General features: G+C 61.2%; 19 protein-coding genes. 13 read left to right on the top strand and 6 right to left on the bottom strand.

The window, feature by feature from the left end; translation table 11 throughout:
• Positions 1–40: 40 nt before the first annotated feature.
• The 8 genes from AUC43_RS01925 (at position 41) to AUC43_RS01890 (ending at position 10,401) form a co-directional block, all read left to right on the top strand.
• Positions 41–1,693: a UxaA family hydrolase gene (locus AUC43_RS01925; protein WP_068189123.1), complete on the top strand. Its 1,653-nt coding sequence runs from the start codon at positions 41–43 to the stop codon at positions 1,691–1,693.
• A 138-nt stretch (positions 1,694–1,831) separates the two neighbouring features.
• Positions 1,832–3,274 (top strand): glucuronate isomerase, encoded by a 1,443-nt coding sequence (uxaC, locus tag AUC43_RS01920; protein ID WP_068189121.1) that lies wholly within the window; start codon positions 1,832–1,834, stop codon positions 3,272–3,274.
• Positions 3,275–3,411: 137 nt separating this feature from the next.
• Positions 3,412–4,422, top strand: a complete 1,011-nt coding sequence (locus AUC43_RS01915) for a sugar kinase (protein WP_068189118.1) — start codon at positions 3,412–3,414, stop codon at positions 4,420–4,422.
• A gap of 16 nt (positions 4,423–4,438) precedes the next feature.
• Entirely contained in the window at positions 4,439–5,104 is a 666-nt protein-coding gene (locus AUC43_RS01910; RefSeq protein WP_068189115.1) for a beta/alpha barrel domain-containing protein, read from the top strand.
• A 155-nt stretch (positions 5,105–5,259) separates the two neighbouring features.
• Positions 5,260–6,642 carry an MFS transporter gene (locus AUC43_RS01905; protein WP_335340907.1) on the top strand — a complete coding sequence of 461 codons (1,383 nt, stop codon included), beginning with the start codon at positions 5,260–5,262 and terminating at the stop codon, positions 6,640–6,642.
• Between the two features lie 14 nt (positions 6,643–6,656).
• Complete coding sequence (locus AUC43_RS01900) at positions 6,657–7,118, top strand: nuclear transport factor 2 family protein (RefSeq protein WP_068189112.1); 462 nt, start codon at positions 6,657–6,659, stop codon at positions 7,116–7,118.
• A 279-nt stretch (positions 7,119–7,397) separates the two neighbouring features.
• Positions 7,398–8,405 carry a class 1 fructose-bisphosphatase gene (gene fbp / locus AUC43_RS01895; protein WP_068189109.1) on the top strand — a complete coding sequence of 336 codons (1,008 nt, stop codon included), beginning with the start codon at positions 7,398–7,400 and terminating at the stop codon, positions 8,403–8,405.
• Between the two features lie 10 nt (positions 8,406–8,415).
• A complete protein-coding gene (locus AUC43_RS01890; protein ID WP_157780884.1) occupies positions 8,416–10,401 on the top strand; it encodes an alpha/beta hydrolase family protein in 1,986 nt (661 codons plus the stop codon).
• 81 nt (positions 10,402–10,482) lie between these two features.
• On the opposite strand, the gene AUC43_RS01885 is transcribed toward AUC43_RS01890, so the two are convergent.
• Both AUC43_RS01885 and AUC43_RS01880 read right to left on the bottom strand, forming a co-directional pair.
• Positions 10,483–11,007 carry a hypothetical protein gene (locus tag AUC43_RS01885; protein WP_068189101.1) on the bottom strand — a complete coding sequence of 175 codons (525 nt, stop codon included), beginning with the start codon at positions 11,005–11,007 and terminating at the stop codon, positions 10,483–10,485.
• Positions 11,008–11,351: 344 nt separating this feature from the next.
• Positions 11,352–12,392, bottom strand: a complete 1,041-nt coding sequence (locus AUC43_RS01880) for a Gfo/Idh/MocA family oxidoreductase (RefSeq protein ID WP_068189098.1) — start codon at positions 12,390–12,392, stop codon at positions 11,352–11,354.
• Positions 12,393–12,802: 410 nt separating this feature from the next.
• Between AUC43_RS01880 and AUC43_RS01875 the strand changes: the two genes are divergently transcribed.
• The 4 genes from AUC43_RS01875 to AUC43_RS01860 all read left to right on the top strand — a co-directional run bounded on the left by AUC43_RS01875 (position 12,803) and on the right by AUC43_RS01860 (position 21,304).
• Entirely contained in the window at positions 12,803–18,328 is a 5,526-nt protein-coding gene (locus AUC43_RS01875; RefSeq protein ID WP_157780883.1) for a hypothetical protein, read from the top strand.
• Positions 18,329–18,503: 175 nt separating this feature from the next.
• Positions 18,504–19,148, top strand: a complete 645-nt coding sequence (gene plsY / locus AUC43_RS01870) for a glycerol-3-phosphate 1-O-acyltransferase PlsY (RefSeq protein ID WP_068189093.1) — start codon at positions 18,504–18,506, stop codon at positions 19,146–19,148.
• An 81-nt stretch (positions 19,149–19,229) separates the two neighbouring features.
• On the top strand, positions 19,230–19,805 hold the full coding sequence (locus AUC43_RS01865; protein ID WP_068189091.1) for a hypothetical protein: 576 nt from the start codon (positions 19,230–19,232) through the stop codon (positions 19,803–19,805).
• A gap of 134 nt (positions 19,806–19,939) precedes the next feature.
• Positions 19,940–21,304, top strand: coding sequence for a dipeptidase (locus AUC43_RS01860; RefSeq protein WP_068189088.1), 1,365 nt, complete (start codon positions 19,940–19,942; stop codon positions 21,302–21,304).
• Positions 21,305–21,625: 321 nt separating this feature from the next.
• On the opposite strand, the gene AUC43_RS01855 is transcribed toward AUC43_RS01860, so the two are convergent.
• The 4 genes from AUC43_RS01855 to AUC43_RS01840 all read right to left on the bottom strand — a co-directional run bounded on the left by AUC43_RS01855 (position 21,626) and on the right by AUC43_RS01840 (position 24,656).
• Positions 21,626–22,000, bottom strand: a complete 375-nt coding sequence (locus AUC43_RS01855) for an outer membrane beta-barrel protein (protein ID WP_157780882.1) — start codon at positions 21,998–22,000, stop codon at positions 21,626–21,628.
• 186 nt (positions 22,001–22,186) lie between these two features.
• Positions 22,187–22,792: an outer membrane beta-barrel protein gene (locus tag AUC43_RS01850; RefSeq protein WP_068189082.1), complete on the bottom strand. Its 606-nt coding sequence runs from the start codon at positions 22,790–22,792 to the stop codon at positions 22,187–22,189.
• A gap of 169 nt (positions 22,793–22,961) precedes the next feature.
• A complete protein-coding gene (locus AUC43_RS01845) occupies positions 22,962–23,726 on the bottom strand; it encodes a porin family protein (RefSeq protein WP_068189079.1) in 765 nt (254 codons plus the stop codon).
• Positions 23,727–23,906: 180 nt separating this feature from the next.
• Positions 23,907–24,656, bottom strand: coding sequence for a porin family protein (locus tag AUC43_RS01840; RefSeq protein ID WP_068189075.1), 750 nt, complete (start codon positions 24,654–24,656; stop codon positions 23,907–23,909).
• A gap of 255 nt (positions 24,657–24,911) precedes the next feature.
• Here AUC43_RS01840 and AUC43_RS01835 point away from each other — a divergent pair, with 255 nt between their 5' ends.
• Positions 24,912–26,009 carry an acyloxyacyl hydrolase gene (locus tag AUC43_RS01835; RefSeq protein WP_157780881.1) on the top strand — a complete coding sequence of 366 codons (1,098 nt, stop codon included), beginning with the start codon at positions 24,912–24,914 and terminating at the stop codon, positions 26,007–26,009.
• Positions 26,010–26,026 lie beyond the last annotated feature (17 nt).

Genomic DNA, 26,026 nt, shown 5'->3' with positions numbered 1-26,026 from the left:
TGCGCTCAGCATGACAGTCTATCTAAACTCTAACTCACCCGTGAAGCACCAAGTAGCCCGTATTCACCCCGCCGACAATGTGCTGGTCGCCCTCGTGGACCTGCCCATCGGCACCGAAGTGCCGTGGGAAAATGGGTTTGTGACCGTTACTGAAGCCATTCCGGCCAAGCACAAGCTCGCGCCCCTGGGCCTGAGCCCCGGCCAGCCCGTGACCATGTACGGCGTGCTGGTAGGCACCGCGCGCGAGGCCATCCGCCCCGGCGGCCGCCTCACCACGGCCAACATTCAGCACGCCACCAACAGCTACGACGAGCACGCCCAGCAGCGCGCCACCTGGCAGGCGCCCGACGTGAGTGCCTGGCAAAACCGCACCTTCCAGGGCTTCTACCGCGCCGATGGCCGCGTGGGCACCGCCAACTACTGGTTGGTAATCCCGCTGGTGTTCTGCGAAAACCGCAACATCCAGGTGCTGCAGGATGCCCTGATAACGGACCTGGGCTACGGCCGCCGCAAAAGCTACCAGCCCGAAACCCGCAAGCTGGTGAGCCTAATGCAGGCCGGCAAGTCCATCGAAGAAATCCTGAGCACCGACCTCGAAGCGGCCGAAGACACGGCCCGCAGCCAGCGCCCTTTCCCGAACGTAGACGGCATCCGCTTCCTTTCGCATGAGGGCGGCTGTGGCGGTATCCGCCAGGATGCCCAGACGCTGTGCGGCCTGTTGGCCGGCTACATCACGCACCCCAACGTGGCAGGTGCCACCGTGCTCAGCTTGGGCTGCCAGAATGCGCAGGCCACCATGCTGCAGGACGAAATTGCGAAGCGCGACCCGCACTTCAGCAAGCCGCTTTACATCCTGGACCAGCAGAAGCTGGGCACCGAGGAAAACCTCATCAGCACGGCCCTGCGGCAGACGTTTGCGGGCCTGATGATTGCCAACCAAGCCCACCGCGAGCCGGCGCCACTGTCCAAGCTCAATATTGGGCTGGAGTGCGGCGGCTCCGATGGCTTCTCGGGCATTTCGGCCAATCCGGCCCTGGGGCACGTATCCGACATGCTGGTGGCACTGGGCGGTTCGGTTATCCTGGCCGAATTCCCGGAACTGTGCGGCGTGGAGCAGGAACTCGTGGACCGCAGTGTGGACCAACCCACCGCCGAACGATTCAGCAGCCTGATGAAAGCGTACGGCGACAGCGCCGTGGCCGTGGGCTCGGGCTTCGACATGAACCCTTCACCGGGCAACATCCGCGACGGCCTGATTACCGACGCCATGAAATCGGCCGGGGCAGCCCGCAAGGGCGGCTCTTCGCCCGTGGTAGCCGTGCTCGACTACCCGGAGCTGGTGACCAAGCCGGGTTTGAACCTACTGTGCACGCCCGGTAACGACGTGGAATCGACCACGGCTGAAGTTGGCTCTGGCGCCAACATCGTGCTGTTTACCACCGGCCTGGGCACGCCCACCGGCAACCCCATTGCCCCGGTGGTGAAAATCGCCAGCAACACAGCCCTGGCCAAGCGCATGCCCGACATCATCGACGTGAACACCGGAACGGTGATTGACGGCGAAGAAACCATCGAGCAGGCCGGCGAGCGCATCCTCGACTACGTCATTCGGGTGGCCAGCGGCGAGGAAGTTGCCGCCGTGCGCCACGACCAAACCGACTTCATTCCGTGGAAGCGCGGGGTGAGTTTATAAGCTGGATTTTCATATAGAACGTCATGTCGAGCGCAGCCGAGACATCTCGCTCAAGGAAGTAATTAAAATAATTGCAACGACGCATGCGAGATGTCTCGGCTGCGCTCGACATGACGTTCTCTTTAGGCTATTGAATTTATGAAGCCCTTTCTCAACGACGACTTCCTGCTTCAGACGGCCACGGCCAGCATGCTCTACCACGAGTACGCGAAGCAGATGCCCATTATCGATTACCACAACCACCTGCTGCCCGACCAGATAGCCGAGGACAAGCAGTTTGAGAACATTACCCAAATCTGGCTCTACGGCGACCACTACAAGTGGCGCGCCATGCGGGCCAACGGCATCCCCGAGCGCTACATCACCGGCGATGCCTCGGACTGGGAGAAGTTTGAGAAGTGGGCCGAAACCGTGCCCTACACCCTGCGCAACCCGCTCTACCACTGGACGCACCTGGAGCTGCAGCGCTACTTCGGCATCACGGAGCTGCTGAACAAGGACAGCGCCCGCCGCATCTATGACGAGTGCAGCGCCAAGCTGCAAACCCCCGAGTACTCGGTGCGCGGCCTGCTGCGCAAGATGAACGTGGAAACCCTCTGCACCACCGACGACCCCGCCGATAACCTCGAACACCACCAGGCCCTCGCGGCCTCGGGCTTCAAGGTGCGCGTGCTGCCCACCTTCCGGGCCGACAAGGCCATGGCCGTGGACGATGCCGCCAGCTACAACGCCTACCTCGACCGCCTGGGCCCCGTGGCCGCGGTGGACATCCGCACTTTCGCCGATTTGGAAACGGCCTTGCGCCGCCGGCACGACTTCTTTGCCAGCGTGGGCTGCCGCTTGTCGGACCACGGCCTCGAGCAGATTTATGCCGCCGATTATACCGCGGCGGAAGCGGATGCCATCTTCAGCAAAATCCGCGGCGGCAGCGAGCTGACGCTGGCCGAGAACAACCAGTTTAAATCGGCCATGCTGGTGCTGCTGGCCGAAATGGACTGGGAAAAAGGCTGGACGCAACAATACCACTTGGGTGCGCTGCGCAACAACAACTCGCGCATGCTCCGCGAACTGGGCCCCGACACGGGCTGGGATTCCATCGGCGACTTCCTGCAGGGCCGCGCCCTCTCCACGTTCCTGGACCGCCTCGACGGGCAGAACAAGCTGGCCAAGACCATTATCTACAACCTGAACCCGGCCGACAATGACTTGATTGCCACGATGATTGGCAACTTCAACGACGGCTCGGTGGCGGGCAAGATGCAGTTCGGCTCCGGCTGGTGGTTCCTCGACCAGAAGGACGGCATGGAAAAACAGCTCAACTCGCTCTCGAACATGGGCCTGCTACCCCGTTTCGTGGGGATGCTCACCGATTCGCGCAGCTTTCTTTCGTACCCGCGCCACGAGTATTTCCGCCGCGTGCTCTGCAACTTGCTCGGCAACGACGTGGAAAACGGCGAGTTGCCGGCCGACCTGGAATTGCTGGGCCGCACCGTGCAAAATATTTGCTACGGCAACGCCAAGGAGTACTTTGGCTTCGGCGAAGTAGCTCAAGCGGCGCCAGTCGCTGCCACTGTTCAGTAGCGAACAAATTCGTCTGTCATGCTGAGCTAGCGAAGCATCTTCTCCCGGCTGAACGAATTGAGCTAACCTGATAAGATGCTTCCTTCGTCAGCATGACAGATGAAGTGATGAAATTCAAGACCTTAACTACCCACTAAATGAAGCAAGTTGTCACGTTCGGCGAAATCATGATGCGGCTCGCGCCGCCGCTGAACTACCGGTTCGCCCAAACTCCCAGTCTGGAAATCACCTACGGCGGCGGCGACGCCAACGTGGGCGCTTCGCTGGCGGGGTTGGGCGTGCCCGCCGCGCACGTTACTTGCTTTCCGGCCAATGACCTCGGCCAGGCGGCTGCCCAGCACTTCCGCGCCCTGGGCGTGAACATGGACGCCACCGTATTCAACGGCGACCGGCTGGGGCTGTATTTCCTGGAAGTAGGAGCGGGGATGCGCCCCAGCAAGGTGGTGTACGACCGCGCCAACTCAGCTTTTGCCCACCTCGATGCCGCGGCTTTCAACTGGGATGAAATCCTGAAAAACGCTGGCTGGCTGCACTGGACGGGCATCACGCCCGCCATCTCGGCCAGCACGGCCGAGGCCACGCGCCAGGCCATCGCGGCCGCGCGCCGCCTGGGCATCACCGTCTCGGCCGATGTGAACTACCGCCGCAACCTGTGGCAGTACGGCCAAACGGCCCAAGCCGTGATGTCGGAACTGGTGGAGGGCTGCGACGTGGTGGTGTGCTCCGAAAACGACGCCGAGGACTTGTTCGGCATTCAGCCGCTGCTCGGCACCGACAACAAGTTTGTGTCGGTAGCCCAGCAGGTGATGGCGCGCTTCCCGCAAATCAAGCAGGTCATCACCACCCGCCGCAACACCCACAGCGCCTCGCACAATGGCCTGAAGGGCCTGTTTTACGACGGCAAGCAGTTCCTCGAAACCCTCACCTACGACATCAACCCCATCGTGGACCGCATTGGCGGGGGCGATGCCTTCATGGCGGGTTTCATCTACGGTTCTTTGGCTTACAACAACCCGCAACAGGCCCTGACCTTCGCCGTGGCGGCGTCGGCGCTCAAGCACACTATCCACGGCGACATTAACTTAGTGACGGTGGCCGAGGTGGAAGAAATCATGAAAGGCAACACCAGCGGCCGCTTGCTGCGCTAAAGCTCACTTACAGATAATGGCTCAACTGACAGTCTCCGCCGCCGATACATTAGCAACTTTGTTGCGCTACCCCGTGGTGCCCGTGTTCTACCACGCCGACGCGGCGTATGCCCAGCGCATGCTGCAGGCCTGCTACGCGGGCGGCATTCGGGTGTTTGAATTCACTAACCGCGGCGGCAACGCCCTCGAAGTATTCACGCAGCTCCAGGCCTACGCGCAGGAAAACTGCCCCGATATGGTGCTGGGCATCGGCACGCTGTTCACGGCCGAGCAGGCCGAGCAGTTTATCGCGGCCGGCGCCGCCTTTGTGGTGCAGCCCTGCGCCACGGCCGAAGTAGCCGAGGTGTGCCGCGCCCACAACATACCGTGGCTGCCCGGCGCGCTCACGCCCACCGAGATTTACAACGCCAGCCAGCTGGGGGCGGCCGTGGTCAAAATCTTCCCCGGCAACATCGTCGGGCCTGATTATGTGAAAGCCCTGCGCGGCCCCATTCCCCACATCAAGCTGATGGTGACGGGTGGCGTGGAGCCCACCCGCGAGAGCGTTAGCGCCTGGTTTGGGGCGGGCGTGAACGCCGTGGGCATGGGCTCGCAGCTGTTCAAGAATGCCGATGATACCGACGCGCTGTCCGCCAGCATTAGCGAGCTGATGCAGTTCGTCGAAACGCTGAAAAAGAATTAGTAAGTTGGAGGAACGTCATGCTGAGCGCAGTCGAAGCATCTCTACCGTGTAAGTAAATATTTGCTATTGAGGTAGAGATGCTTCGACTGCGCTCAGCATGACGTTCTTCTTGAGTGTGTGCTGCCCGAGTACCCGTTCTTAAATTCCCAAACTCGATGATGCCAACTTCCGCCCAAGCGCTGCCCGGCTCCCCGCTGGCCTCCGCCAATGCCGTCATGGGCAAATTCCGCTGGACCATCTGCGCTCTGGTGTTTTTTGCCACCACCATCAACTACCTCGACCGGGCGGTTATCTCGCTGCTGAAGCCGTACCTGGAAACGGAGTTTCACTGGAACTCGGGCGACTACGCCAACATTGAAATTGCCTTCAAGCTTGCCTACGCCGTGGGCATGGTGGGCGCCGGCCGCATCATCGACAAGCTGGGTACGAAACTGGGCTACGCCCTTTCCACTGCTCTGTGGAGTGTGGCCGCTATGGGCCACGCCCTGGTGAGCAGCACATTTGGCTTCGGCATTGCACGGGGCTTTTTGGGCATCACGGAGGCCGGTAACTTTCCGGCCGCCATCAAAACCACGGCCGAGTGGTTTCCGCAGCGGGAGCGGGCGCTGGCTACGGGTATCTTCAACTCGGGCTCGAACGTGGGCGCCATCGTGGCGCCACTCACCGTGCCGCTCATTGCCGAAACCATCGGCTGGAAATGGGCCTTCATCATTACGGGCGCACTGGGCTTTATCTGGCTGGTGCTGTGGATGTATTTCTACGAAACGCCCGCCAAGCACGCCCGCCTCACCAAGTCTGAGTTTGATTACATCAACGCCGACATTCCGGTGGGCCTGCCGGCCGAAGGCGTGACCGAAGAAAAGCCCAAGGCCTCGTGGGGCAAGCTGCTCACCTTCCGGCAAACCTGGGCCTTCGTGATTGGCAAGTTCATCACCGACCCCATCTGGTGGTTCTACCTGTTCTGGTTGCCCGATTTTCTGGGCAAGCAATACAACCTCAAGGGCACGGCCATTGCCCTGCCGGTAGCGGCGGTATACATCTTGTCGAGCATCGGGAGCGTGGGCGGCGGCTACCTGCCCCTGGGCTTCATCCGGCGCGGCATGCCGGCGTTTCAGGCCCGTAAAACCTCGATGCTCCTCATTGCCTGCTGCGTGTTCCCAATAGTGTTTGCGCAGTGGCTGGGGCACATGAACATGTGGCTGGCGGTGTTCGTCATCGGCATTGCGGCGGCGGCGCACCAGGCCTGGAGTGCCAACATTTTCACCACCGTATCCGACATGTTTCCGAAGCGGGCCGTGGGCTCGGTCACGGGCATTGGCGGCATGGCGGGTGGCCTGGGCGGCATTGCCCTCACGGCGCTGGTGCAGAAGCGCATGTTTGTGCACTACGAAAGCATCGGGCAGATTGACAAGGCCTACTACATCATGTTCTTCATCTGCGGCGCGGCTTACCTCGTGGCCTGGGTCCTGATGTTCACCCTGGTGCCGCGCATGGAGCCCATCACCCTCGACGAAGAACCCAACCAACCCGCAGCTTAGTGCTAGCCCTTCCGATGAAACGATTCTTAACCTTTGCACTGCTGGTGCTCGGCCTCTCCGCGGTAGCTCACCCCACCGATAACAAAAACGACAAAGCCGCCAAAGAAGTGGAGGCCCTGGAGCGGCAGCGCTTTGAGGCTCAGGTGAAAAAGGACTACGCCTTTCTGGAAAAAGTCTTTTCCGACGACCTGATTTACACGCACTCCAACGGCAAGCAGAACAACAAAACGGAGTATCTGCAGAGCATCCGCGACGGCAAAAGCGTGTACGACAAAATCGAAGTGGAAAACCTCAACGTGCGCGCCTACAACGACGGCAAAACGGCGGTGGTTAATGGCCAAATCATCATCTACCAGCCCAACAAGCCCGATGGCACGCCCAACGTAGCCCACCTCAAATACGTGGTGGTGCAGGTGAAGGACAAACACAAAGGCTGGCAGGTGGTGCTGTGGCAGTCGCAAAAACAGGCTTCTTAGGCCCATACTAGCCGGAAAGCACTGTCATGCAGGGCGACGCGAACCGATGGTCGGCGTAGCCAAGCATCTCGCGTGCTCAAGTAATTCAATCAATCGTCTGTGATGCTGAGCAGCGCGAAGCATCTTATCAAGTCAGAACAAATCGTTCAGCGGCGATAAGATGCTTCCTGCCTCACCATGACAAATGGCGAGGACAAGATGCTTTGCGGCGCTCTACATGACTGCCTGACTACTGGTTTGCCTTATCATACTTAGCTCCGCTCTATCCAAATCCCACCCATGTCTCAGACCACTGAAAACACGCTGGCTACTCCGGTAGGCATCACGCTGGAGCGCTACATCATGCGCAAGCAATCGGAGTTTGCCTATGCCACGGGCGAGCTGTCGCAGCTGCTGCGCGACATTGCCCTGGCCGGCAAAATTGTGAACCGCGAGGTAAACCGGGCGGGTCTTTCCCGCATTACGGGGGCCATGGGCGAGAAAAACGTGCAGGGCGAAAACCAGCAAAAGCTCGACGTGGAAGCCAACATCCGCTTTGTCCGCGCCCTCACCAACGGCGGCGAAGCCTGCGCTGTGCTGTCGGAAGAAGACGAGGATATTATCCAGACGGGCAACGTGAACGGCAAGTACGTGGTGGCCATCGACCCGCTCGACGGCTCCTCGAACATTGACGTAAACGTGAGCATCGGCACCATTTTCGGTATTTACCGCCGCGTGTCGCGCATTGGGGGGCCGGCCCGAAAGGAAGATTTCCTACAGGGCGGCCGCGCGCAGATAGCAGCCGGCTACGTCCTGTATGGCTCCAGCACCATGCTGGTGTACACCACCGGGCACGGCGTGGCGGGCTTCACCTACGAAAACTCGTTGGGCGAATTCTTTCTCTCGCACCCCGACATCAAAATCCCCCGCCAGGGCCCGGTGTTTTCCTGCAACGAAGGCAACTGGTTTGATTACCCGGAGTTCGTGCGCACCTTCCTCACTACTTGCAAGGAGCGCCGGCTTACGGCCCGCTACGTGGGCTCGCTGGTGGCCGACTATCACCGCAACCTCTTCACGGGCGGTATCTACCTCTACCCGCCCACCGTGGACAAGCCCGGCGGCAAGCTGCGCCTGCTCTACGAGTGCTTTCCGCTGGCTTTCCTCATTGAGCAGGCCGGAGGCGTGGCCGTGACCGGGGCCGATTTGGTGCTCGACGTGCACCCGACTTCCGACCTGCACCAGCGCGCCCCACTCTTCGTGGGCTCTGCCGATTTGGTGGAGGAGCTGCGCTGCAAAGCGACGAAATAAGGCCGATACTATGCGTGCCAAGGCCCTCTTGCTTGCTCTAGTGGCCCTGGCCACGGGCTATTCGGCGCGCGCCCAACAGCCCAGCTCTAACGTGCTGGACTGGAAAGCGCCCGCCACGCTGAGCACCTACTTGCTGCAGCAAATGCATGCGCAGTACGCGTCACGCGCCGCCGAACTGGACCGGGCCGCACAGTCGACAGCCGGGGCGGCGGCGTACCGCGACAGCGTGCGGGCGCGCTTCCGGCGGGTACTGGGACCGCTGCCGACGCGCACCCCGCTGCGGGCCCAGGTCACTGGCAAGCTCACGCGCGACCAGTACCGCATCGAAAAAATCATCTACGAAAGCACCCCAAACCACCACGTAACGGCCAACCTCTACGTGCCCGCGGGCAAAGGCAAGAAGCCCGGCGTGCTGCTGTTCTGTGGGCACGAGCAGGAGGCCAAAGCCACAGTATCGTACCAAAAAACGGCTATTCTTTTCGCGCAGCACGGGTTTGTAGTGCTGGTGATTGACCCCATTTCGCAGGGCGAGCGCATGCAGCTCACCGACGCGGCCGGCAAGCCCCTGGCCCGAGGCGGCACCACTGAACACACCTTGCTTAACGCTGATGCGGCGCTACTGGGCGAAACGGTACCGGCCGAGCAGTTCTGGGACAACGAGCGCGGCCTCGATTACCTGCTCACCCGCGCCGAGGTGGATACCGCACGCTTGGGCTGCCTGGGTAATTCCGGGGGTGCGACCCAAACGGCCTACTTCATGGCCCTGGAGAAGCGGATGAAAGTAGCGGCGCTGTGCAGCTACGTGGCCAGCGGCGAGCGCAACCTGGAGCTCACTGGCCCCGCCGATGGCTGCGTGCAGCTGCCCGGTGCCGGCCGCGCCTGCCTCGACCTGGCCGATTGGCCCATCATGTTTGCCCCCAAGCCCTTGCTGGTGCTGGCCGGCCGCTACGATTTTGTGGATTATACCCAAATAGAAGCCGCCACGGCCGAAACCCGGCGCGTATACACTGCCCTGGGCCACCCCAACCAGCTCAACTTATTCACCTACGACGACGGGCACGGCATCTCGCAGCCCAAACGGGAGGCCGCGGTGGCCTGGTTCCGGCGGTGGTTTTATGGCGATGCCAGCCCAATTCGGGAAGGCGCCTTAGCCACGTTGTCTGAGAAAGAACTGCGCTGCACGGCCACCGGCCAGGTCAATACTGCTTTCCCCAACGAAGTGACCTTAGCCGCCGCACATTTGGCGGCCGCGCAGAAGCTGGCCCCAGCCCGTGCCGCCGCCACGCCGGAAGCCATAGGGGCGCTGGTGCGCCGGGAACTGAACATTTCCTCCAGCGCAGATGGCCGGCCATTGTCCATGGCGCTGCTTGATACCGTGCGCCGCAACGGCCTCGTGCTGCGAAAGTTGATTCTGCGCCGCGAAGGCGAGCCGCCGCTGCCAGCGCTGCTAGCCATGCCGCCTGCCTCGGTGCGCCCCACGCGGGTACTTATCTGGCTGCCTGACGCGGGGAAGGCCACTATTCTGGACAGCGCGGCGCAGGTGCAAGCCTACCTGCGCCAGGGCACGGCCGTGCTGCTGGCCGACTTGCGCGGCCTGGGCGAAACCACCGACCCCGCGGCGTTCAACGACCCCAAATATTACAACCGCGAGTACCGAAACGCCCTGCTGGCCCTGCACATAGGCCGCCCGCTGCTGGCCCAACGCGTAGAGGACCTGAACTCAATTCAAATGTTCGTGCGCAACCAAACGCAGCTGTCTGGCCTGCCCATGGAAATGAGGGCCAGAGGCCGGGCAGTGGGGCCCGCCTTGCATGCCGCGTTTATTTGGCCCACTTTCGCCCGCGTCGTGGTAGAGCAACCGCCCCGCTCATATCAGCAACTACTAGCCCAACCCACGGCCAAGGATGTGTATTCGGAGGTGCTGCCGGGAGTACTGCAGCGCTATGATTTGCCGGATTTGCAGCGGGCGCTGGGCAGCCGGCTGGTGCTGCCGTAGCACCACGCCTGCAGTTGCTTTCTGAAGACACAAGCCTTCCTCAGTAACGAAAGCAGCTCACCGAGATTAAAGTGAATACGCTTAGAAGTTGAAGCGCAGTTGCTCTCCACGCCAGGTGCTGGCGGTGCCGGTAGAGGCGGCTAGCAGGCGCTGGCGCTCCCGCTCGTGCGCCCCATGTTTCTGTAGCCAGGCCAAAGCGGGCTCTTCCTCCTTAAACCAGCCTACGCGGGCAGCCCAGGTAGGCCATTCGCTCACGGGCTCCTGCCCCAGCTTGGGCAAGTCCTGCCACAGGGATGGAGCTACCAGCAGGGCGATGCACGGGGGGTGCCCCAACTGGGCCCGCACCCGGGGGAAATAATCTTCCTCCAGCCACTCATGTAGCTGAGGCGGCTGGGCGTTTGAGCTTTCTCGTCCGTCCAGCAGCCAGTAGCGGCAGCGCCGGCGTGTAGCGGTTGCCAGCAGCACTTCGCAGGTTTTGGTGACTTCCTCGGCGCTTAGGGCCCGCTTGAGGCGGCCGCGCAGCAGCGAAGAGCCGGTTCGGCACGTTACTGGGCAGAAAGTGAGGCTCGGTAGAGGAGCTTCTGGCAAGTGACTGAGCTGAGGCATAGGGCAAGAATATAATCTCACCAAAGGAACAATATTTATATGATATATGCAAAATATTGTAATAGCCTGATAGTCCGCACTATTCTTACAGTAAACGCCCTTGGCTTAAGCTGGCTAGCCGCCAAAAAAGCTCGCACCATCGCCGTAATCAGGTGGTTAATAGCTTTTCGCTACTCATTTGGCTCGGTAGGCCAACCCAATTTTCAGGCGAGCTGGCATTTCCCGACCAGGTAACGCACGTTGCCCCATCCCTGCCGCATGCAGCTACAAGAGCCGGGGCAGGTTGGGCAATACTAAGTGCGTTTGAAGAGTTCAGTTAGTGTATTCCAGCTGCCCACGACGGGCTAGGCTTCAGGCCCAAAATCCGGGGCGCTTTCCAATAGCTCGTTTTGCCAGAGCAGCTGTTCTTCGCGGATGGGGTAGGGGGCGCCGTGGCGAATGGTCTGGAATACGGCTTCAAACAGGTGCATGTAGTCGCCGGGGGAGGCGGGGTCCGGGGTGGTAGTGAGGCTCCCGTCGGGGGCGGCGAGGGTGAGGCGGCCTTCCTGGCCGGGCTTTTCGTGGCCATAGTCGGGTGCCAGCGGCGAAGTGCCTTGGAGCAGTTGGGCTTCCTGCGGGTCGGTGCGGCCTTTTTGGTAGCTGCCCAGGGTGCCGTGCAGGATGTAGGCGGGGCCGGGGTCGGCGATGAGCAGGCCGGAGGTCAGCCACACGTTCAGGTTGTGCGGGAAGCGCAGGTGTAGCGTAAAAAAGTCATCGACGCGGCTGCCGGCCCGGTACCGGCCCACCGTCTTGTGGCGGCCGAGCGGCTGCCCAAACAAGCTGATGGCCTGGTCGATGAGGTGCGGGCCCAGGTCGTAGAGCAGGCCGCTGCCGGGCAGGGGCTCTTCCTTGAATTTCTTGGTGTGCAGGGTCGGCTTGTAGCGGTCGAAGCGAAAGTGCACTTCGATGAGCTGGCCCAACTGCCCACTTTCGACCACGCGGCGCACGGCACCAAAGTCGCTGTCCCAGCGGCGGTTTTGGTAAGCTAGGAGGTGGCAGCCCATTTCCCGAGCCAGCGCCACCAGCGCCTGCAGCTGCGCCACGGAAGTGGCCACGGGCTTTTCCAGTAGCACGTGCTTGCCGGCGCGCAGGGCTTGCTGGGCCAGCTCGAAGTGGGTGTTGCTGGGCGTGTTCACCACCACCAGCTCAATAGTAGGGTCGGCCAGCACGTCGGCCACGCTCGGGTAGCTACGGATGCTGGGGTAATCGAGGTACATGCGCTTTTCGGTGCGCTCGGCCACGGCCAGCAAGTCAAACCCGGGGTGGGCGGCCAGAAACGGGGCTTGAAAAAGCTTGCCCGACATGCCGTAGGCCAGCAGGGCGGTGCGAATGGGTGCAGTGGTCATGCACCAAAGTAAACTGGTTGGGAATCAACGGGGCCTGAATTCTGCGCTACCTGCCAGCGCAGGGCGGGGGCCATTTCCGGGTGCGGGCATTTTTTGAAAAGTGTAACAATAGCAGGGAGCCAAAAAGGAGCTTGGCCAGAAAATTGCTGACTGTCAGCAAGTATCGGACTTTAACTCCTGCGGTTGGTGTATTGCTTTTTAGATTCTGCCTAACTTGTACCGATTTTTTAGCACTGCGTGGAGCACTATACTTTGTCACAGGCGTTTGCGTTGAAAAAGCAGCCCGCTGAGTCGTGGCTGCGTCGTTTCGTCGACGCGCGGACGGGGCAGGGGCGGCTATAGCAGCATTTATACCATTGGGAAGGTCCGCGGCTTGCCGAGCGAGCCACAATTACAGACAACGAGACTTTATGAAGCATTTAGTTCTTCTTACGGCATGGCTGGGTTTGGTACTGGGCGGTTATTCGTCGGCCCAAGCCCAAACCAAGGCGCCGGCGCCGGGTGGGGCGGCGCCGGCCGCCGCACCCCGCTACCAGGTGGGCCGGCTCTCGACCGACCCGGCTCAGTACATCGTTGATGTACAGAGCATGATGGCCAGCACCAACAACGCCGCTGCCCGCGCCGTGGGAGCCCGCCTGAGGGAGCTGTGGGGCACCAACCGCCTCACCTCCTCGCAGCAGGCGCGCATCGTGGCCCTGTCGCAGGTGATGCTGGCAAAGAAGTTTCGGCCCCGGCCGCACTTCGAGCAGCTGTACATGGCCATCATTGGCGGCGCGAACTCGGCCAAGCTCAGCGACCAGCAAATGGACCAGTACCTCGACGTGCTGGGCCAAACCCTGGAGAAGGAAGCCCCGCAGGAAACCGAGAAATTTATCTTCAGCACCAGCCGCTTTTTCAACGGCGGCTACTTGTACCGCTCCGGCTACAGCTCGTTGCGGGCCGTGGGTGGCACGATTTCGTTTGCGTACTCGCCCATTGCCGCACCGGTTTCTAACCTGGAATTTGGCGCGTCGGCGCCCGCGCCTAAAGACGAGCCGCTGCCCGCCGCCAAGAAGCCCGTGGCCGCGGCCAAGACGCCGGCAAAAGCGGCTCCCAAGCCCGCCGCGCCCAAGCCCAAGAAGAAAGCAAGCAGCAGCGGCTGGGATACGGCCGACATGTGGTCGTCGCCCTCGGGCGGCGGTTGGGGCGATTCGGACGACGGCTGGGGTGCTCCCGTGAAGAAAAAAGCGCCGGCCAAAAAGCCCGTGGCCAAAACGGCTACCAAGGCCAGCCCAACCGCCGCGCCCGCAAAAGCGGCCGCGCCCACCGCCAAGGCCGCGGACTTTGAGCCGCCTACGGCTTCGTTTACGCCCTCGGCGCTGCCCTACGACGACTACATGGCGCCGCCGGCCCGTGGGGCCGTGATAGTGGTGAAGGATACCGACCTGCATATGGGCACGGCCGGCGACTCGGTGGTACTCAAAAAAGTGAGCGGCACGGCCGTGCCCAACTCCGGCCGGTTCCTGGCCACGGGCGGGCAGTTTGCCTGGGTCATCAAAGGCAATCCGGTAACGGCCGACCTGGCCGGGTTTGACTTCGATATGAACAAGCCCGAGTTCACGGTGCAGCCCGTCACGCTCACGTATCCGGCCGTGCTGGAGGCCCCCGTGAAAGGCGCGCTCAGCTACAAGAGCGTGCGGCGCAAGCCCGGCGCCCCCGACACGGGCTACCCACGCTTTATCTCGCTCACCAACGACGCCCGTATTAAAAACCTGGGTGAGAACATTCAGTACCGCGGCGGCCTGTCGATGGCCGGCGGCAAGGTGCTCAGCGCGGCCCTCGATGGCTCGCCGTCCAACCTTATCGTGAGCCTGGGCGGTAAGCCCAAGTTCAAAGCGTCGTCGCGGGCCTACGTGCTGGGCGACTCGGTTATCACCGCCAACCGGGCGGCGGTGACCATCTACGAAGGCGCCAAGGACTCGGTGACGCACCCCGGCACCCAGCTCAAGTACCTGAAAGGCAAGCAGCAGCTGAAGCTGGCGCGCGAAGAAGGCCTCTATAAGAACACGCCCTACAGCGACTCCTACCACCAGATGGATATTCGCACCGAGGCGCTGACCTGGAACCTGAACAGCCCCACCATCGACTTCGCCGTGCTCTCGGCCAAAAACCAGCAAACGGCGGATTTTGAGAGCAAAGAGTTTTTTACCAACAGCCGCTACCAGCAGCTCAAGAGCATCAACCGGCTGCACCCGCTGCAAATGCTGGTGGGCTACAGCCAAAGCCACGGCAACGCCAAAACGCTGAACGTGTCGACCCTGGCCACCGACCTGCAAACCTCGGAGCCCAACATGCGCAGCGCCATGGCCGGCCTGGCGCGCGACGGCTACGTGGAGTGGAACCCCCTAACCGGCGACGTAACCATTCTGCCCAAGGGCGCGCACTACGTGGCGTCGGCCCGCGACAAAAAAGACTACGACCACATCGCTATCAAGTCGCTGTCGGGCTCGGGCCGGAACGCCACCCTTAACCTGAACACCAACGAGCTGACGGTGCGCGGCGTGGACCGCTTCAACTTCTCCGACGACTCGGCCACGGTGTTTGTGCGGCCCGACAGCGCCATCATCCGCATTCAGAAAAACCGCAACATCAACTTCAACGGCACGGTGGTGGCGTCGGCCATGCGCTTCAAGGGCCGCGAGTTCAAGTTCGACTACGACGGGTTTTACGTCGACATGGCCAAGATTGACTCCATCGTCATTCGCAGCGAAGCCAAAGACGCCAAGGGCAAGCCCACCGGCAAGCACGCCGACTTTGCCCTCACCAACAAAGGCAAATTCTCGACCGGTCGCCTTTTTCTGAACGACCCCAAAAACAAGTCGGGCCGCAAGAAAAAAGGCCAGTACCCCGCCTTCGATTCCAAAAGCGGGGCCAACGTGTACTTCGGCAAGCAGGACGTGCTGGGCGGCGCCTACGACTCCACGATGGTGTTCGACATCCCGCCGTTTAAGCTCGACTCGCTCAACGGCATCGGCAAGACGGCCACCGGCTTCAACGGCACGTTCCGCAGCGGCGGCATTATCCCCGACATCCAGACCAAGCTCACCGTGCAGGAAGACGGCTCGCTGGGCTTCGTGTACGACGTGCCCAAGGACGGCTTTCCGCTGTATAAAGGCCGCGGCCGGGTGTTCAGCAAGGTGAAGATGAACGGCAAAGGCCTGCAGGGCGACGGCACCATTACCTACCAGTCGGGCACGTTCACCTCCAACAGCTTCGTGTTTTACCGCGACTCGGTGGTGACGGTGGGCCGGACGGGCGCCATTGCGGCCAAGAAAGCCGAGGGCGTGGACATTCCGAAAATGAGTTTGCCCACCGGCTACCTCATGAACTGGAACGTGCGCCGCGACTCCATGTTCCTGACCACGCCGCGCACCGGCGAGGCCATCCGCATGTACACCGCCGCCGACCAGAAAGCTAAAACGGTGACGGCGTACAACTTCAAAGGAACCGCCGTGCTGACGCCTAAAAACGTGGGTGGCGACGGCCGCCTCGACGGGCCGCAGTCGTTCATCAAGTCGCCGGCGTTCACGTTCAAAACCGACAGCTACTCGGGGCGCAAGGCCACGGTGAGCATCAAGTCGGCCGAAGCCAACAAGCCCGCCCTCACGGCCAGCGACGTGGCCTTCGACTACAACCTGAGCCGGGGCTTTGCCGACTTCAAGCGCGAGGAAGGCAGCAAGGCCAGCATCGACCTGCCGTACTCGAAGTTCAAGACCACGCTCAGCGGCGGGCACTGGGACTTCAAGAAAAAGCAGGTGGTGCTGCGCGTGGCCGCCAATGCCGATTCCACCAAGTCGTATTTCTATTCCACCAACCCCGACCAGCAGGGGCTGAAGTTTAAGGCCTCGAGCGGCGTGTACGACTTGGCCAAGTACCGCATGCAAGTGGGCGGCGTGCCCTACATCGCCGCCGCCGATGCCTGGATTACCCCGGACTCGGGCAAGGTCAGCATTGGGGCCAACGGCCGCCTGCAGCGCTTCCGCAATGCGGGCGTGGTGCTCGACTCCCTGGACAAATTCCACCACTTGGTGAAAGGCAACGTGGAAGTGCTCTCGAAAGCGGCCTTCACCGGCAATGCCGAGTACACCATCAAAACGGCCCGCGACTCGGTGGCGCTGCGTTTCAGCAATTTCGAGCCCGACCCGGCCGCGGTTCTGGCCGGCAAAGGCAAGGCCGCGCGTAAGAATAAGGACGAATTTGCGGGCGCTGCCGTGGCGGGCCCGCCCACCGTGGCCACGGCCGTGGTAAGCCCGGGGAGCAAGTTTCAGCTCACGCCGCGCATCGGCTACCGGGGCAACGTGCTGCTCAACTCGCGGCGCCGCGGCTTTGCGTTCGATGGCCAGGTGCAGCTGCAGTTTGGCAAAGACCGCAAGTCGGCCGAATGGATTGCGGTGAAGGACTCCATTGACCCGAAGAACTTCAGCCTCAACCTGAAGGACATCAAGGCCGAGGACGGCTCCCCGCTCGTGACCGGCTTGTTCCTGTCGGACCAGACCAACAAGGTGTACCCGCTCTATGCCGCTACCCTGCCCAACAACACCGACGTGTCCATTCTGAAAGTAGATGGGCAGCTGCGGTACGACGACAAAAAAGGAATTTATACCATCTCGCGCAACGACCTGAGCGACGTGAATGCCTACGAAGGCGCCATGCTGGCTTACACGGACGCCACCAACTCGCTCAGCTTCCGGGGCCCGATGACGTTCATCAACTCCAACAAAAACTACAAGCTGGTGGGCAGCGGCGTGGGCACCGCCAACCCCGACAGCGCCCGCTATTCGGTGGATGCGCTGCTGGGCTTCGACATCGGCATGCCCGAGAAAGCCGTGGCCACCATGGGCACCGAGCTGGCCCGCGTGACCAAAGGCTCGCCCGAAGCCCTGGACGGCTCCACCAACGAGCTCTACAAGTTGGCCCAGTTTATCGGCAACAAGGGCGTGGAGGAGTACACCATGCGCAAAGGCGCCGCCGCCGACCTCCTGAAGCTCTCGCCCAAGCTCATGCACACCATCATGCTGAGCAAGGTAGACCTGCGCTGGAGCGAGAAGCGGCGGGCCTGGTACTCGGTGGGCAAGTTTGGGCTGGCTGGCGTGGGCAAGCAGCCGCTCAACGCCCTGATTGATGGCCACATCGAAATCCGCCGCGAAAACAACACCGACCTGGTGGAAATCTACCTCGAGCCCGAGCCCCAGACCTGGTACTACTTCAAGTACGCCAACAACCTGCTGCTGGCGAAATCGTCGAGCGAGAACTTCGACGCCGAAGTGGGCGGCAAGGCCAAGGGCGACTACAACACGGCCACCAGCTACGGCGCCTTCCTCGGCGATTTCACCGACGTGGATGCCTTCCGCTCGCACTTCCAGCGCGACTACCTGGGCAAGAGCGGCAAGCTGACCGCCCGCCCGGCGGCACCGGCTCCCAGCACCTTTGATACCTATGAAGGGAAGAAGGGTAAAAAGAAAAAAGGACAGGACGACGCCTTCGGCACCACCGACCCCAACGCTGCACCCGCAGCCGATGCCGCCCCCGAGCCCACCAAAAAGAAGAAAAAGGCTAAAGCCAACGACCCCTTCGGCGACGGCGTGATGGAAGACCCCAACGCGCCGGCTGCCACCGCCGAGCCCGCCAACAAGAAGGAAAAGGTGAAGGTGAAAGCCGCCGACACCCCTGCGGCGGCCGACGCAACCGAGCCCGACCTCAAAAAGGTGAAGACCAAGACCAAAGCCGCCGACGCGGCTCCCGACGCCGAAGCCGCACCCGACCCGGCCCAGGACAAGAAAGAAGCCGCCCGCCTCGCCAAAGAAGCCGAAAAGCAGAAAAAGGAGGAGGAGAAGCGGAAGAAGGAAGAAGAAAAGAAGAAAAAGAAAGCCACTGAAGACCCCTTCGGCGACAGCTAAGCCACCCGGTTCGCCAGCCCAGCACGTCATGCTGAGCTTGTCGAAGCATCTCGCCCGGAGCAGTAATTCGTTGCTCCCGCCGCCGAGACCTTCGCAAGCCCGGCATGACGTGCTGGTTTTTCATGAAGTCCTGCCACTGCCTTTAAGCCCTGCTGCGCGCTACTTTTATCCCCGCATGAATTACCTCTACATTTTCCTCGCGCTTCTGGCCGCCTACCTCCTCGGTTCTATCCCAACCGCCCTGTGGGTGGGCCGCCGCTTCTTTGGGCTAGCCGACATCCGCGAGCACGGCTCTGGCAACGCCGGCGCTACCAATACCTTCCGCGTACTGGGCCCCAAGGCCGGCTCGGTGGTCCTGCTCATCGATGCGATGAAAGGCTTTGTGGCCGCCTACTTTTTGCCGGCGTGGCTGGTAGCCCAGGGTGCTATTCAGCCCGAGCACGAACTGTACTTTAAGCTGGCCTGCGGTGTGCTCGCCATTGTGGGGCACATCTACCCGGTCTTTGCGCAGTTCCGGGGCGGCAAGGGCGTGGCCACGGTGCTGGGCATGATGCTGGGCGTGGCCCCGGCCACGGTGGGCGTGTGCATGTTGGTGTTTATCGTGATGTTGCTCCTTTTCCGCTATGTGTCTTTGGCCAGCATGACGGCGGGCGTGACCTTCGCGCTGCTGCAGCTGCTGCCGCAGTTCCGGCCAGCCCAACCGTTTATGGTGTGGGTGGGCTTCTTGCTGGCCGTGCTGCTTATTTACACGCACCGGGCCAATATCGGCCGCTTGCGGAGCGGGACGGAAAGCCGCGTGCCACTGTTTGGGCGGAAGTAGGAGCGAGGGTGGTTGCACCTTGTGCTCAACCGGCGTTTTAGCCCAATTTCTTAGGTAAAGACTTTTGCTGCTGTCTCCCTTATGCGGTACCTGCTTCGCTTCCTGATTCTGCTGTTTCTCACGCTGCCCGCGGCCGCGCAGAAATACAACACCGCCCTGGGCACGGCCCCGGCGGGCTTCCGGTGGCAGGCGCTGCCCGACATTAAAGCCGCCATGCCCTTGCCCGAAGGCTGGTACTACAAGGCCGACGGGCAGAAGGGCGCCACCACCTACTTCCTGACCCGCGATGAAATAGGGGAGAGCGGCGAGTTTCAGACCGGGGCGTCGCTGAACGTGGTGCGCAAGGTGAAGGCCAAGACCGGCCGCCAAGCCGCCGACTACGCCGAATTGCTGATGCTGCGAACCGGATTTGGCCCGGGGCAGCAGCAGTTGGACAAGACTTCCTCGGTAGACGGCCCGTTCTACAAGCGCGCGGTGCGCTACCGCGAAGCGCCCTCCGAGGCCGAGCCCCGCGTGGTGTACCAAATGGCTCTGGCCAACGCCAAGACCGATACGCTCTACCTGCTCACCTTCGAAAGCCCCGAGAAAGACTGGGCCGAAGCCTGGAAACTGGGCGAGGTAATGCTGCGTGAGCTGGTGCTGGATGCGCGCTTGTAATCGAGCCTGGTGAGCAGCCCAATAATTGCGAATGGCGCCGCGCCGGAACCCCAAAAGCTGTTGGAGCGGTATCGGCCGCGCCCGCTACTTTTACTCTACCGTTCCCAACCCATCACCATACTTCCCTGCCTCGCATGGCCAATTACCTTTCCGACAACCAAACGCGCTTTCTCGACGAGCTGATTGACTGGCTCCGCATTCCCTCGGTATCGGCCGACCCTAAGTTTCACGGCGACGTGCTGCGGGCCGCCGACTACCTGAAAACGCGCCTCGAAGAAGCCGGCGTGCAGAACGTGGAAATCTGCCCCACGGCCGGCAACCCCATCGTGTACGGCGACTACATCACCGACGCGAGCAAGCCCACCGTGCTGGTGTACGGCCACTACGACGTGCAACCCGCCGACCCCTACGAGCTGTGGACCTCGCCGCCGTTTGACCCCGTTATCAAAGACGGCAAAATCTACGCCCGCGGCGCCTGCGACGACAAAGGCCAGGTGTACATGCACGTGAAAGCCTTCGAGATGATGATGCGCGACGGCCAGGGCGGCGTGCCCTGCAACATCAAGTTCATGTTTGAAGGCGAAGAAGAAATTGGGTCCAACAACCTCGAAATCTTCGTGAAAGCCAACAAAGCCAAGCTAAAAGCCGACGTCATCCTGATTTCAGATACCGGCATTCTGGCCAACGACGTGCCCAGCATCGAGGTGGGCCTGCGCGGCCTGAGCTACCACGAAGTAACCGTGACCGGCCCCAACCGCGACCTGCACTCCGGCCTCTACGGCGGTGCCGTGCAAAACCCCATCAACGCCCTGTGCGAGATGATTGCCAGCCTGCACGATGCGAACGGCCACATCACCATTCCCGGCTTCTACGACAAGGTAGACGAACTGAGCACCGAGGAGCGCGCCGAGATGGCCAAAGCCCCGTTCTCCGAAGAGGAGTTCCAGAAAAGCATCGGCCTGCCCGCCAGCTACGGCGAAAAAGGCTACAGCAGCATGGAGCGCACCAGCATCCGGCCCACGCTCGACGTGAACGGCATCTGGGGCGGCTACACGGGCGAAGGCGCCAAAACCGTCATCGCCTCGCAGGCCCACGCCAAAATCTCCATGCGCCTGGTGCCCCACCAGACCTCGGCCGAAATCACGGAGCTGTTCCAGAAGCACTTCACAAGCATCGCGCCCGTCGGCGTCACGGTAGAAGTGCGGCCCCACCACGGCGGCGAGCCCGTGGTGACGCCCACCAACTCGGTGGCCTACAAAGCCGCGGCCGACGCCATGGAAACCACCTTCGGCAAGCGCCCGGTGCCCACGCGCGGCGGCGGTTCCATCCCCATCGTGGCCATGTTCAAGTCGGAGCTGGGCCTCGACACCGTGCTGCTGGGCTTCGGCCTCGATTCCGATGCCATCCACTCGCCCAACGAGCATTTCGGCGTCTTCAACTTCCTGAAGGGTATCGAAACCATCCCGCATTTCTACCGCAACTACGCCGCGGCTCAGTAGGTAGCGCCCGGTTGACGCTCCACTTAAAGCCCCGCTCGTCCCCGAGAGCGGGGCTTTACTTTGGAAATTCAGTTGTGGGCCGGCCAGCGAAAAGAAGCCCCGCGTATAGCTGAAACGTTTGGTTGTAAATGTCGGCTTGACCGTAGACGTGCTGATAAGCGCCGGCTTGGAACACCGACGTCAGCCCTCGGCAGTAGCGCACACCCAGTATCAGTCCGTTTTCCGCCTGAAATCCGGTCCCAACGGCGTAGCCCAGTTCGAACGGTTTGAATTTGCTTCGATTTTCGTAATTGCTTTGCCCGTTTGATTCGACACGGGCGCTCAGCAGGCAAAAGTAGGCCCTGTTTCTACGAAAAAGCCCATGATGCTGCGTAGTTTGGCCAATACCGGTAATTCCAGGTAAGCCAGGCGTTGGGCGCCCGACACGCTCATGTAATTCGGCAGCGCGAAGGTTTGGCCGCGGGCGCCTTTTTGCGAATACAGCAGCTCCAACTGTACCGAAAAAACCGACCCCGGGGGCAATTGCAGCACGCCGCCGCCGCAATAGCCTCCCAGATTGCAGTTGCCCACGAATGCGTCATTGCCCCGGTACTGGGCCAAACTGCCGCCCAGCTTGAGGCCGACTTGTGAAGATTGGGCATGTGCCATGCCCGCGAAGCTCAGCAACAGCGAAAGTGGAAGGTAGAAGTTTCTCATTAACATGGAAGAGTTTGTATCGACAAATCTACACACCCTCCGACCACCATGTCCACTGGGAGCTTGCTCCCCGCTAATGCAAACTTGTTGCACGAAATCAGCCCAACTTAGCCGCACCCACCTCCACGCAAAAGCCCGGTTTCCATGGCGGAAACCGGGCTTTTGCGTGGGTAAGCTTGGGGTTTCTTAGCGGCCGGTGCCGCCGAACGAATACCCGAGGTTGAGCCAGAAAGTGCTGTTTTTCAGCTTGCCATTGCCCAGGCCGTTAGCCGCGGTGTCCTTGTAGGTGTTGGTGAAGCCGCCATCGTAGCGGATGCCAATCGACGGGCCGCTGCTGAGCTGGTAGCCCAGGCCGACCACGTAGTCGAGCGCCACGGGGCTCACGTCGCTTTTCACGTCGTTGCCGGCCTCGTTTTTGGCGGCCAGCGCGAAGTTGACTTCGGGGCCGGCTTCAAAGAACAAGCCATCGGCGTGGTAGCGCGCCAGCAGCGGCACGTTGATGTAGGAAACGTCGCGGCTCAGTGCGGCGAGCGACGAGCTGGAGCCTTCGGTGGCATCGTAGTACTGCAGCGTGTACAGCAGCTCGGGGTGAAACGACACCACCTCGCCCACATACACATCGGCCATGAGGCCCGCCTGGTACGCCGAGTGCGTCTTCGCGTTGTAGTTGCTGTTTTTGCCCGTGAGGCTGGTGCGGCCGTAGCCCGCCGTAATGCCGATGGAGTTGGATTGGGCCTGGGCTGCGCCGGCCGCGCAAGCCAGCAAGGCGAGGGTCGTGATGATTTTTTTCATGGTATAAGAGAATAAGGCTGCTTTGATACGAAAGGTCCGGGCTCATTTCAGCGCCGGGCAGTATACTGATTAGCCGAATAAATAGTTGGTTTTATACTTTAAAGGCCTGATAATAACAAAGCCCGGACCTAAAGGGGAGCCGGGCTGTTTAGCCGAAAAAGCGCCGCGATTACAGGCCCAGCGTATAGCCCACCTGCAGCTGAAACACCGAGTTGTGCACCTTCGGGTTGGTAAACCTGGCGTCAAACGCCTGGTAGGGCTTCAGGGCGTCGGCCGTGCCGCTGCCGTCTTTGTACGCTTGCGAAATGTCGCCGGTGTAGCGGATGCCCATGCTCAGGCCGCTGGGCAGCTGGTAGCCGAAGCCGGCCACGTAGCCAAACGCTACGCGGTTGAAGTCGTCGGTGCTGCTGCCCACGGCGAAGGCCGGCATGCTGCCGCCCGTGGGGTTGGTGCGGTTGGGGCCGGCCAGCACCACGGTGGCTTTGTCGCCCCGGTCGATGGCGCTCTTTTGGCCGACGAGAAAGCTGGCCTGGGGGCCCAATTCAAAAAACAAGCCCTCGCCGGAGCTGCCCCCGGTGTTCACGCGCAAGAGCACCGGCACATCGAGGTAGGTCAGGGTTTGGCCGAAGGTGCCGGATACGTTGCCGGTACTGTTGAATACGGTTGCATCGCTGGAATCATCGCCGGTATAGCGCAGCTTCATGCCCTTCTGCGAAAACAGCACTTCCGGCTGCACGGCAATCATGTCGGACAAGGCAAAATTGAAGGTGGCCCCAGCGCTGATGCCGAATCGGGACGTTACGTCCTGCTTGTCGGTGCCCGTGAAACTGGACATGTTGGCCCCCGCTTTAAGGCCAATTTTGATACCCGTTTGCGCTTGCGCGGCGCCAACCATGCCGGCCAGCAGCCCAAGGGATAGAAGTGCTTTTTTCATGAGAGGAGTGTAGAAGTGAGGAGCTTGATTATCACCAAAGCTATAGAATAATTGCTATGCGGTAATACTGCTCACCCGGCAGCTAGCTCAAGAAATTCAGCTGGATACAAGAAGGCCCGGCTTCTTAGGAAAATCCGGGCCTTCTTGTATCCATACTCTGGCCTGCCAGGCCCAGCCGGGCTATTGGCCAAACGGCAGCAGGTAGCCCAACTGGAGCGTGAAGACGTTGTTGAAAGCCTTGGGCTCCTGGCTGTTGGGCACGTTCTTGGTATCAATCAAGGAGTTGAAGCCGCGGGCATAGCGCAGGTCCAGGCTCAGCCCGCCCTCGGTCATAAAGCCGATGCCGGCCACGCCCGAAATGTCAAATTGAGCCAAGTCCGACTTGTCTTTATCGCCCCGGGCGATGCCAGTGTAGTCCTGAAAGCTGCCGTTGTCCTCCACCTTGTCTTTAGTGCCATTGGAGTATTTGGTGGTGGTCTGCTGCTTGTTTTTAGACCCAAACAAGTAGCTCACCTGCGGTCCCAGCTCAAAAAACAGGCCGCCCGCGTTGATGCGCGCCAGAATGGGCACGTCCAGGTAGTGCAGCACGCGCTGCTGCTCAAACTCGAACGACGAAACCCCGCTGGGCAGGTTGCTGGTCTGCTTCGACTTGATTTCGTAGCCTTTGCGGTTGTAGAGCAGCTCGGGCTGCAGGGAGAAAAACCCGTCGCTGCTAATGGGTACATTCGCGGTGATACCTGCATTATAGCCCAACTTGTAGTCGCCGAGGTCGCTGCTGAAGTTGGGCCCGGTAATTTGCGAAACGTTGTCGCCGGAAATGCTGGAGTACGTGGCGCCGATTTTTGCTCCCAGGCGGAAATCTTCCGACCCTTGAGCCCGGGCCACCGAGATACTCAAAATAGACAGGGCTAGTATTGCAATATTTTTCATGGGGATAAAGTGAAATGGTGAGATAGAATAAATGGTGGGATAGGATAATTTTAGAGCTGCAAAACTTACTCTTCGGGCATCGGCTTTATACCGACGTTTCGAGATGAGGGGTTGCTGAAAAATGAAAAATTAATTTTTAGGTAACATGCTGTTATTCCAACTGTTGAGTTGTGATTTGGGGTCTATTCTGGCGCTTGGGCTATGAGGGTAGCGTCCTCATTGCGGCAGCGTTCTAGCGGCTTACTGTTCTTGCTGATGGCGCTGGCCGCCCGCCCCGTGGCCGCGCAGGTTGACACGGCCGCAGCCGCGGTTTCGGCGCCAGTAGTTGCGCCCCGGGCGCCGCTGGTGGTAGGAGCCTATGCCCAGGGCAGCATCATTCTGGCGCATACCTACGCCATCCGGCACCTGGTCGCCTCCCACCCCACGGGGTTTGAGCTCAACTTCCAGCGCCAGACCACCGGGAGCGCGCCTTGGCACGGCTGGTACAAGTACCCGAAAGTGGGCGTGGCCCTCACGTACTACGATTTTCACAACCCCGTGCTCGGCTACGTCTGGTCGGCCAGCCCCTACATCAGCAAGTCGTTTTCGCGGGGTCCCAAGCACGATTTCAGCTTCCGCCTCGGCGCCGGCCTGGCCTACCTCTCCAACCCCTACAACCAGGACACCAACCACAAAAACACCATCGCCAGCTCGGCGCTGAACGCTACCCTGCAGTTTCGGTTTGAGTACGACTACGCCCTCACGCCGCACCTGGGCCTGCTAGCCGGCGTGGGGCTAAACCACTACTCCAACGGCGCCACCACCAAGCCCAATTTTGGCGTGAACCTGCCCTCCGTAGTGCTGGGGCTTAACTACCACGAGCAGCGCCACGCCCCTCAAACCAACGCCCACGCGCCCGCGCCGGCCGAGCTGTGCCACAACTTCTTCAACTTCAGCACCAGCCTGGGCTTCAAGCAGCGCACCGAGGGCGACCGCCACAAGTACCTCGTGAACTCGGTGACGGCCGCCGTGGGGCGGCGCGTAAACCGCAAATCCAATCTGCTGGCCGGCGTGGAAGGCTTCTATGACCGCAGCCTGCAAGCCCAGCTGGAAGACACCACCCGCGCAGGCCTCACGCAGCCCGATGTGAAAAAAGTGGGCGCCTTTGTGGGCCACGAGCTGCTGTTTGGCCGGCTGGCGTTTGTGTCGCACTTGGGCTTTTATGTGTACGCGCCCTACAAGTCGAGCACGGCCTACTACGAGCGTCTGGGCCTGAAGTACCATTTCACCAACCTGCTCTTTGGCGCCATCGATTTGAAGATTCACCGCGGCGCGGCCGATGTGATTGAGTTCAAGGTAGGAGCCCGACTCTAGGCCGCAGCCAGCGCAAT

The sequence above is a fragment of the Hymenobacter sedentarius genome, assembly GCF_001507645.1.
GTDB classification, from domain to species: domain Bacteria; phylum Bacteroidota; class Bacteroidia; order Cytophagales; family Hymenobacteraceae; genus Hymenobacter; species Hymenobacter sedentarius.
The sequence above is the reverse complement of the archived record's forward strand: the minus strand, read 5'-3'. Positions and strand labels throughout refer to the sequence as shown.

Excerpts from the sequence above, each read along its gene's own strand:
- uxaC (WP_068189121.1), top strand. The coding sequence starts at position 1,832 with ATGAAGCCCTTTCTCAACGACGACTTCCTGCTTCAGACGGCCACGGCC.
- AUC43_RS01915 (WP_068189118.1), top strand. The coding sequence starts at position 3,412 with ATGAAGCAAGTTGTCACGTTCGGCGAAATCATGATGCGGCTCGCGCCG.
- AUC43_RS01910 (WP_068189115.1), top strand. The coding sequence starts at position 4,439 with ATGGCTCAACTGACAGTCTCCGCCGCCGATACATTAGCAACTTTGTTG.
- AUC43_RS01905 (WP_335340907.1), top strand. The coding sequence starts at position 5,260 with ATGATGCCAACTTCCGCCCAAGCGCTGCCCGGCTCCCCGCTGGCCTCC.
- AUC43_RS01900 (WP_068189112.1), top strand. The coding sequence starts at position 6,657 with ATGAAACGATTCTTAACCTTTGCACTGCTGGTGCTCGGCCTCTCCGCG.
- fbp (WP_068189109.1), top strand. The coding sequence starts at position 7,398 with ATGTCTCAGACCACTGAAAACACGCTGGCTACTCCGGTAGGCATCACG.
- AUC43_RS01890 (WP_157780884.1), top strand. The coding sequence starts at position 8,416 with ATGCGTGCCAAGGCCCTCTTGCTTGCTCTAGTGGCCCTGGCCACGGGC.
- AUC43_RS01885 (WP_068189101.1), bottom strand. The coding sequence starts at position 11,007 with ATGCCTCAGCTCAGTCACTTGCCAGAAGCTCCTCTACCGAGCCTCACT.
- AUC43_RS01880 (WP_068189098.1), bottom strand. The coding sequence starts at position 12,392 with ATGACCACTGCACCCATTCGCACCGCCCTGCTGGCCTACGGCATGTCG.
- AUC43_RS01875 (WP_157780883.1), top strand. The coding sequence starts at position 12,803 with ATGAAGCATTTAGTTCTTCTTACGGCATGGCTGGGTTTGGTACTGGGC.
- plsY (WP_068189093.1), top strand. The coding sequence starts at position 18,504 with ATGAATTACCTCTACATTTTCCTCGCGCTTCTGGCCGCCTACCTCCTC.
- AUC43_RS01865 (WP_068189091.1), top strand. The coding sequence starts at position 19,230 with ATGCGGTACCTGCTTCGCTTCCTGATTCTGCTGTTTCTCACGCTGCCC.
- AUC43_RS01860 (WP_068189088.1), top strand. The coding sequence starts at position 19,940 with ATGGCCAATTACCTTTCCGACAACCAAACGCGCTTTCTCGACGAGCTG.
- AUC43_RS01855 (WP_157780882.1), bottom strand. The coding sequence starts at position 22,000 with ATGAGAAACTTCTACCTTCCACTTTCGCTGTTGCTGAGCTTCGCGGGC.
- AUC43_RS01850 (WP_068189082.1), bottom strand. The coding sequence starts at position 22,792 with ATGAAAAAAATCATCACGACCCTCGCCTTGCTGGCTTGCGCGGCCGGC.
- AUC43_RS01845 (WP_068189079.1), bottom strand. The coding sequence starts at position 23,726 with ATGAAAAAAGCACTTCTATCCCTTGGGCTGCTGGCCGGCATGGTTGGC.
- AUC43_RS01840 (WP_068189075.1), bottom strand. The coding sequence starts at position 24,656 with ATGAAAAATATTGCAATACTAGCCCTGTCTATTTTGAGTATCTCGGTG.
- AUC43_RS01835 (WP_157780881.1), top strand. The coding sequence starts at position 24,912 with ATGGCGCTGGCCGCCCGCCCCGTGGCCGCGCAGGTTGACACGGCCGCA.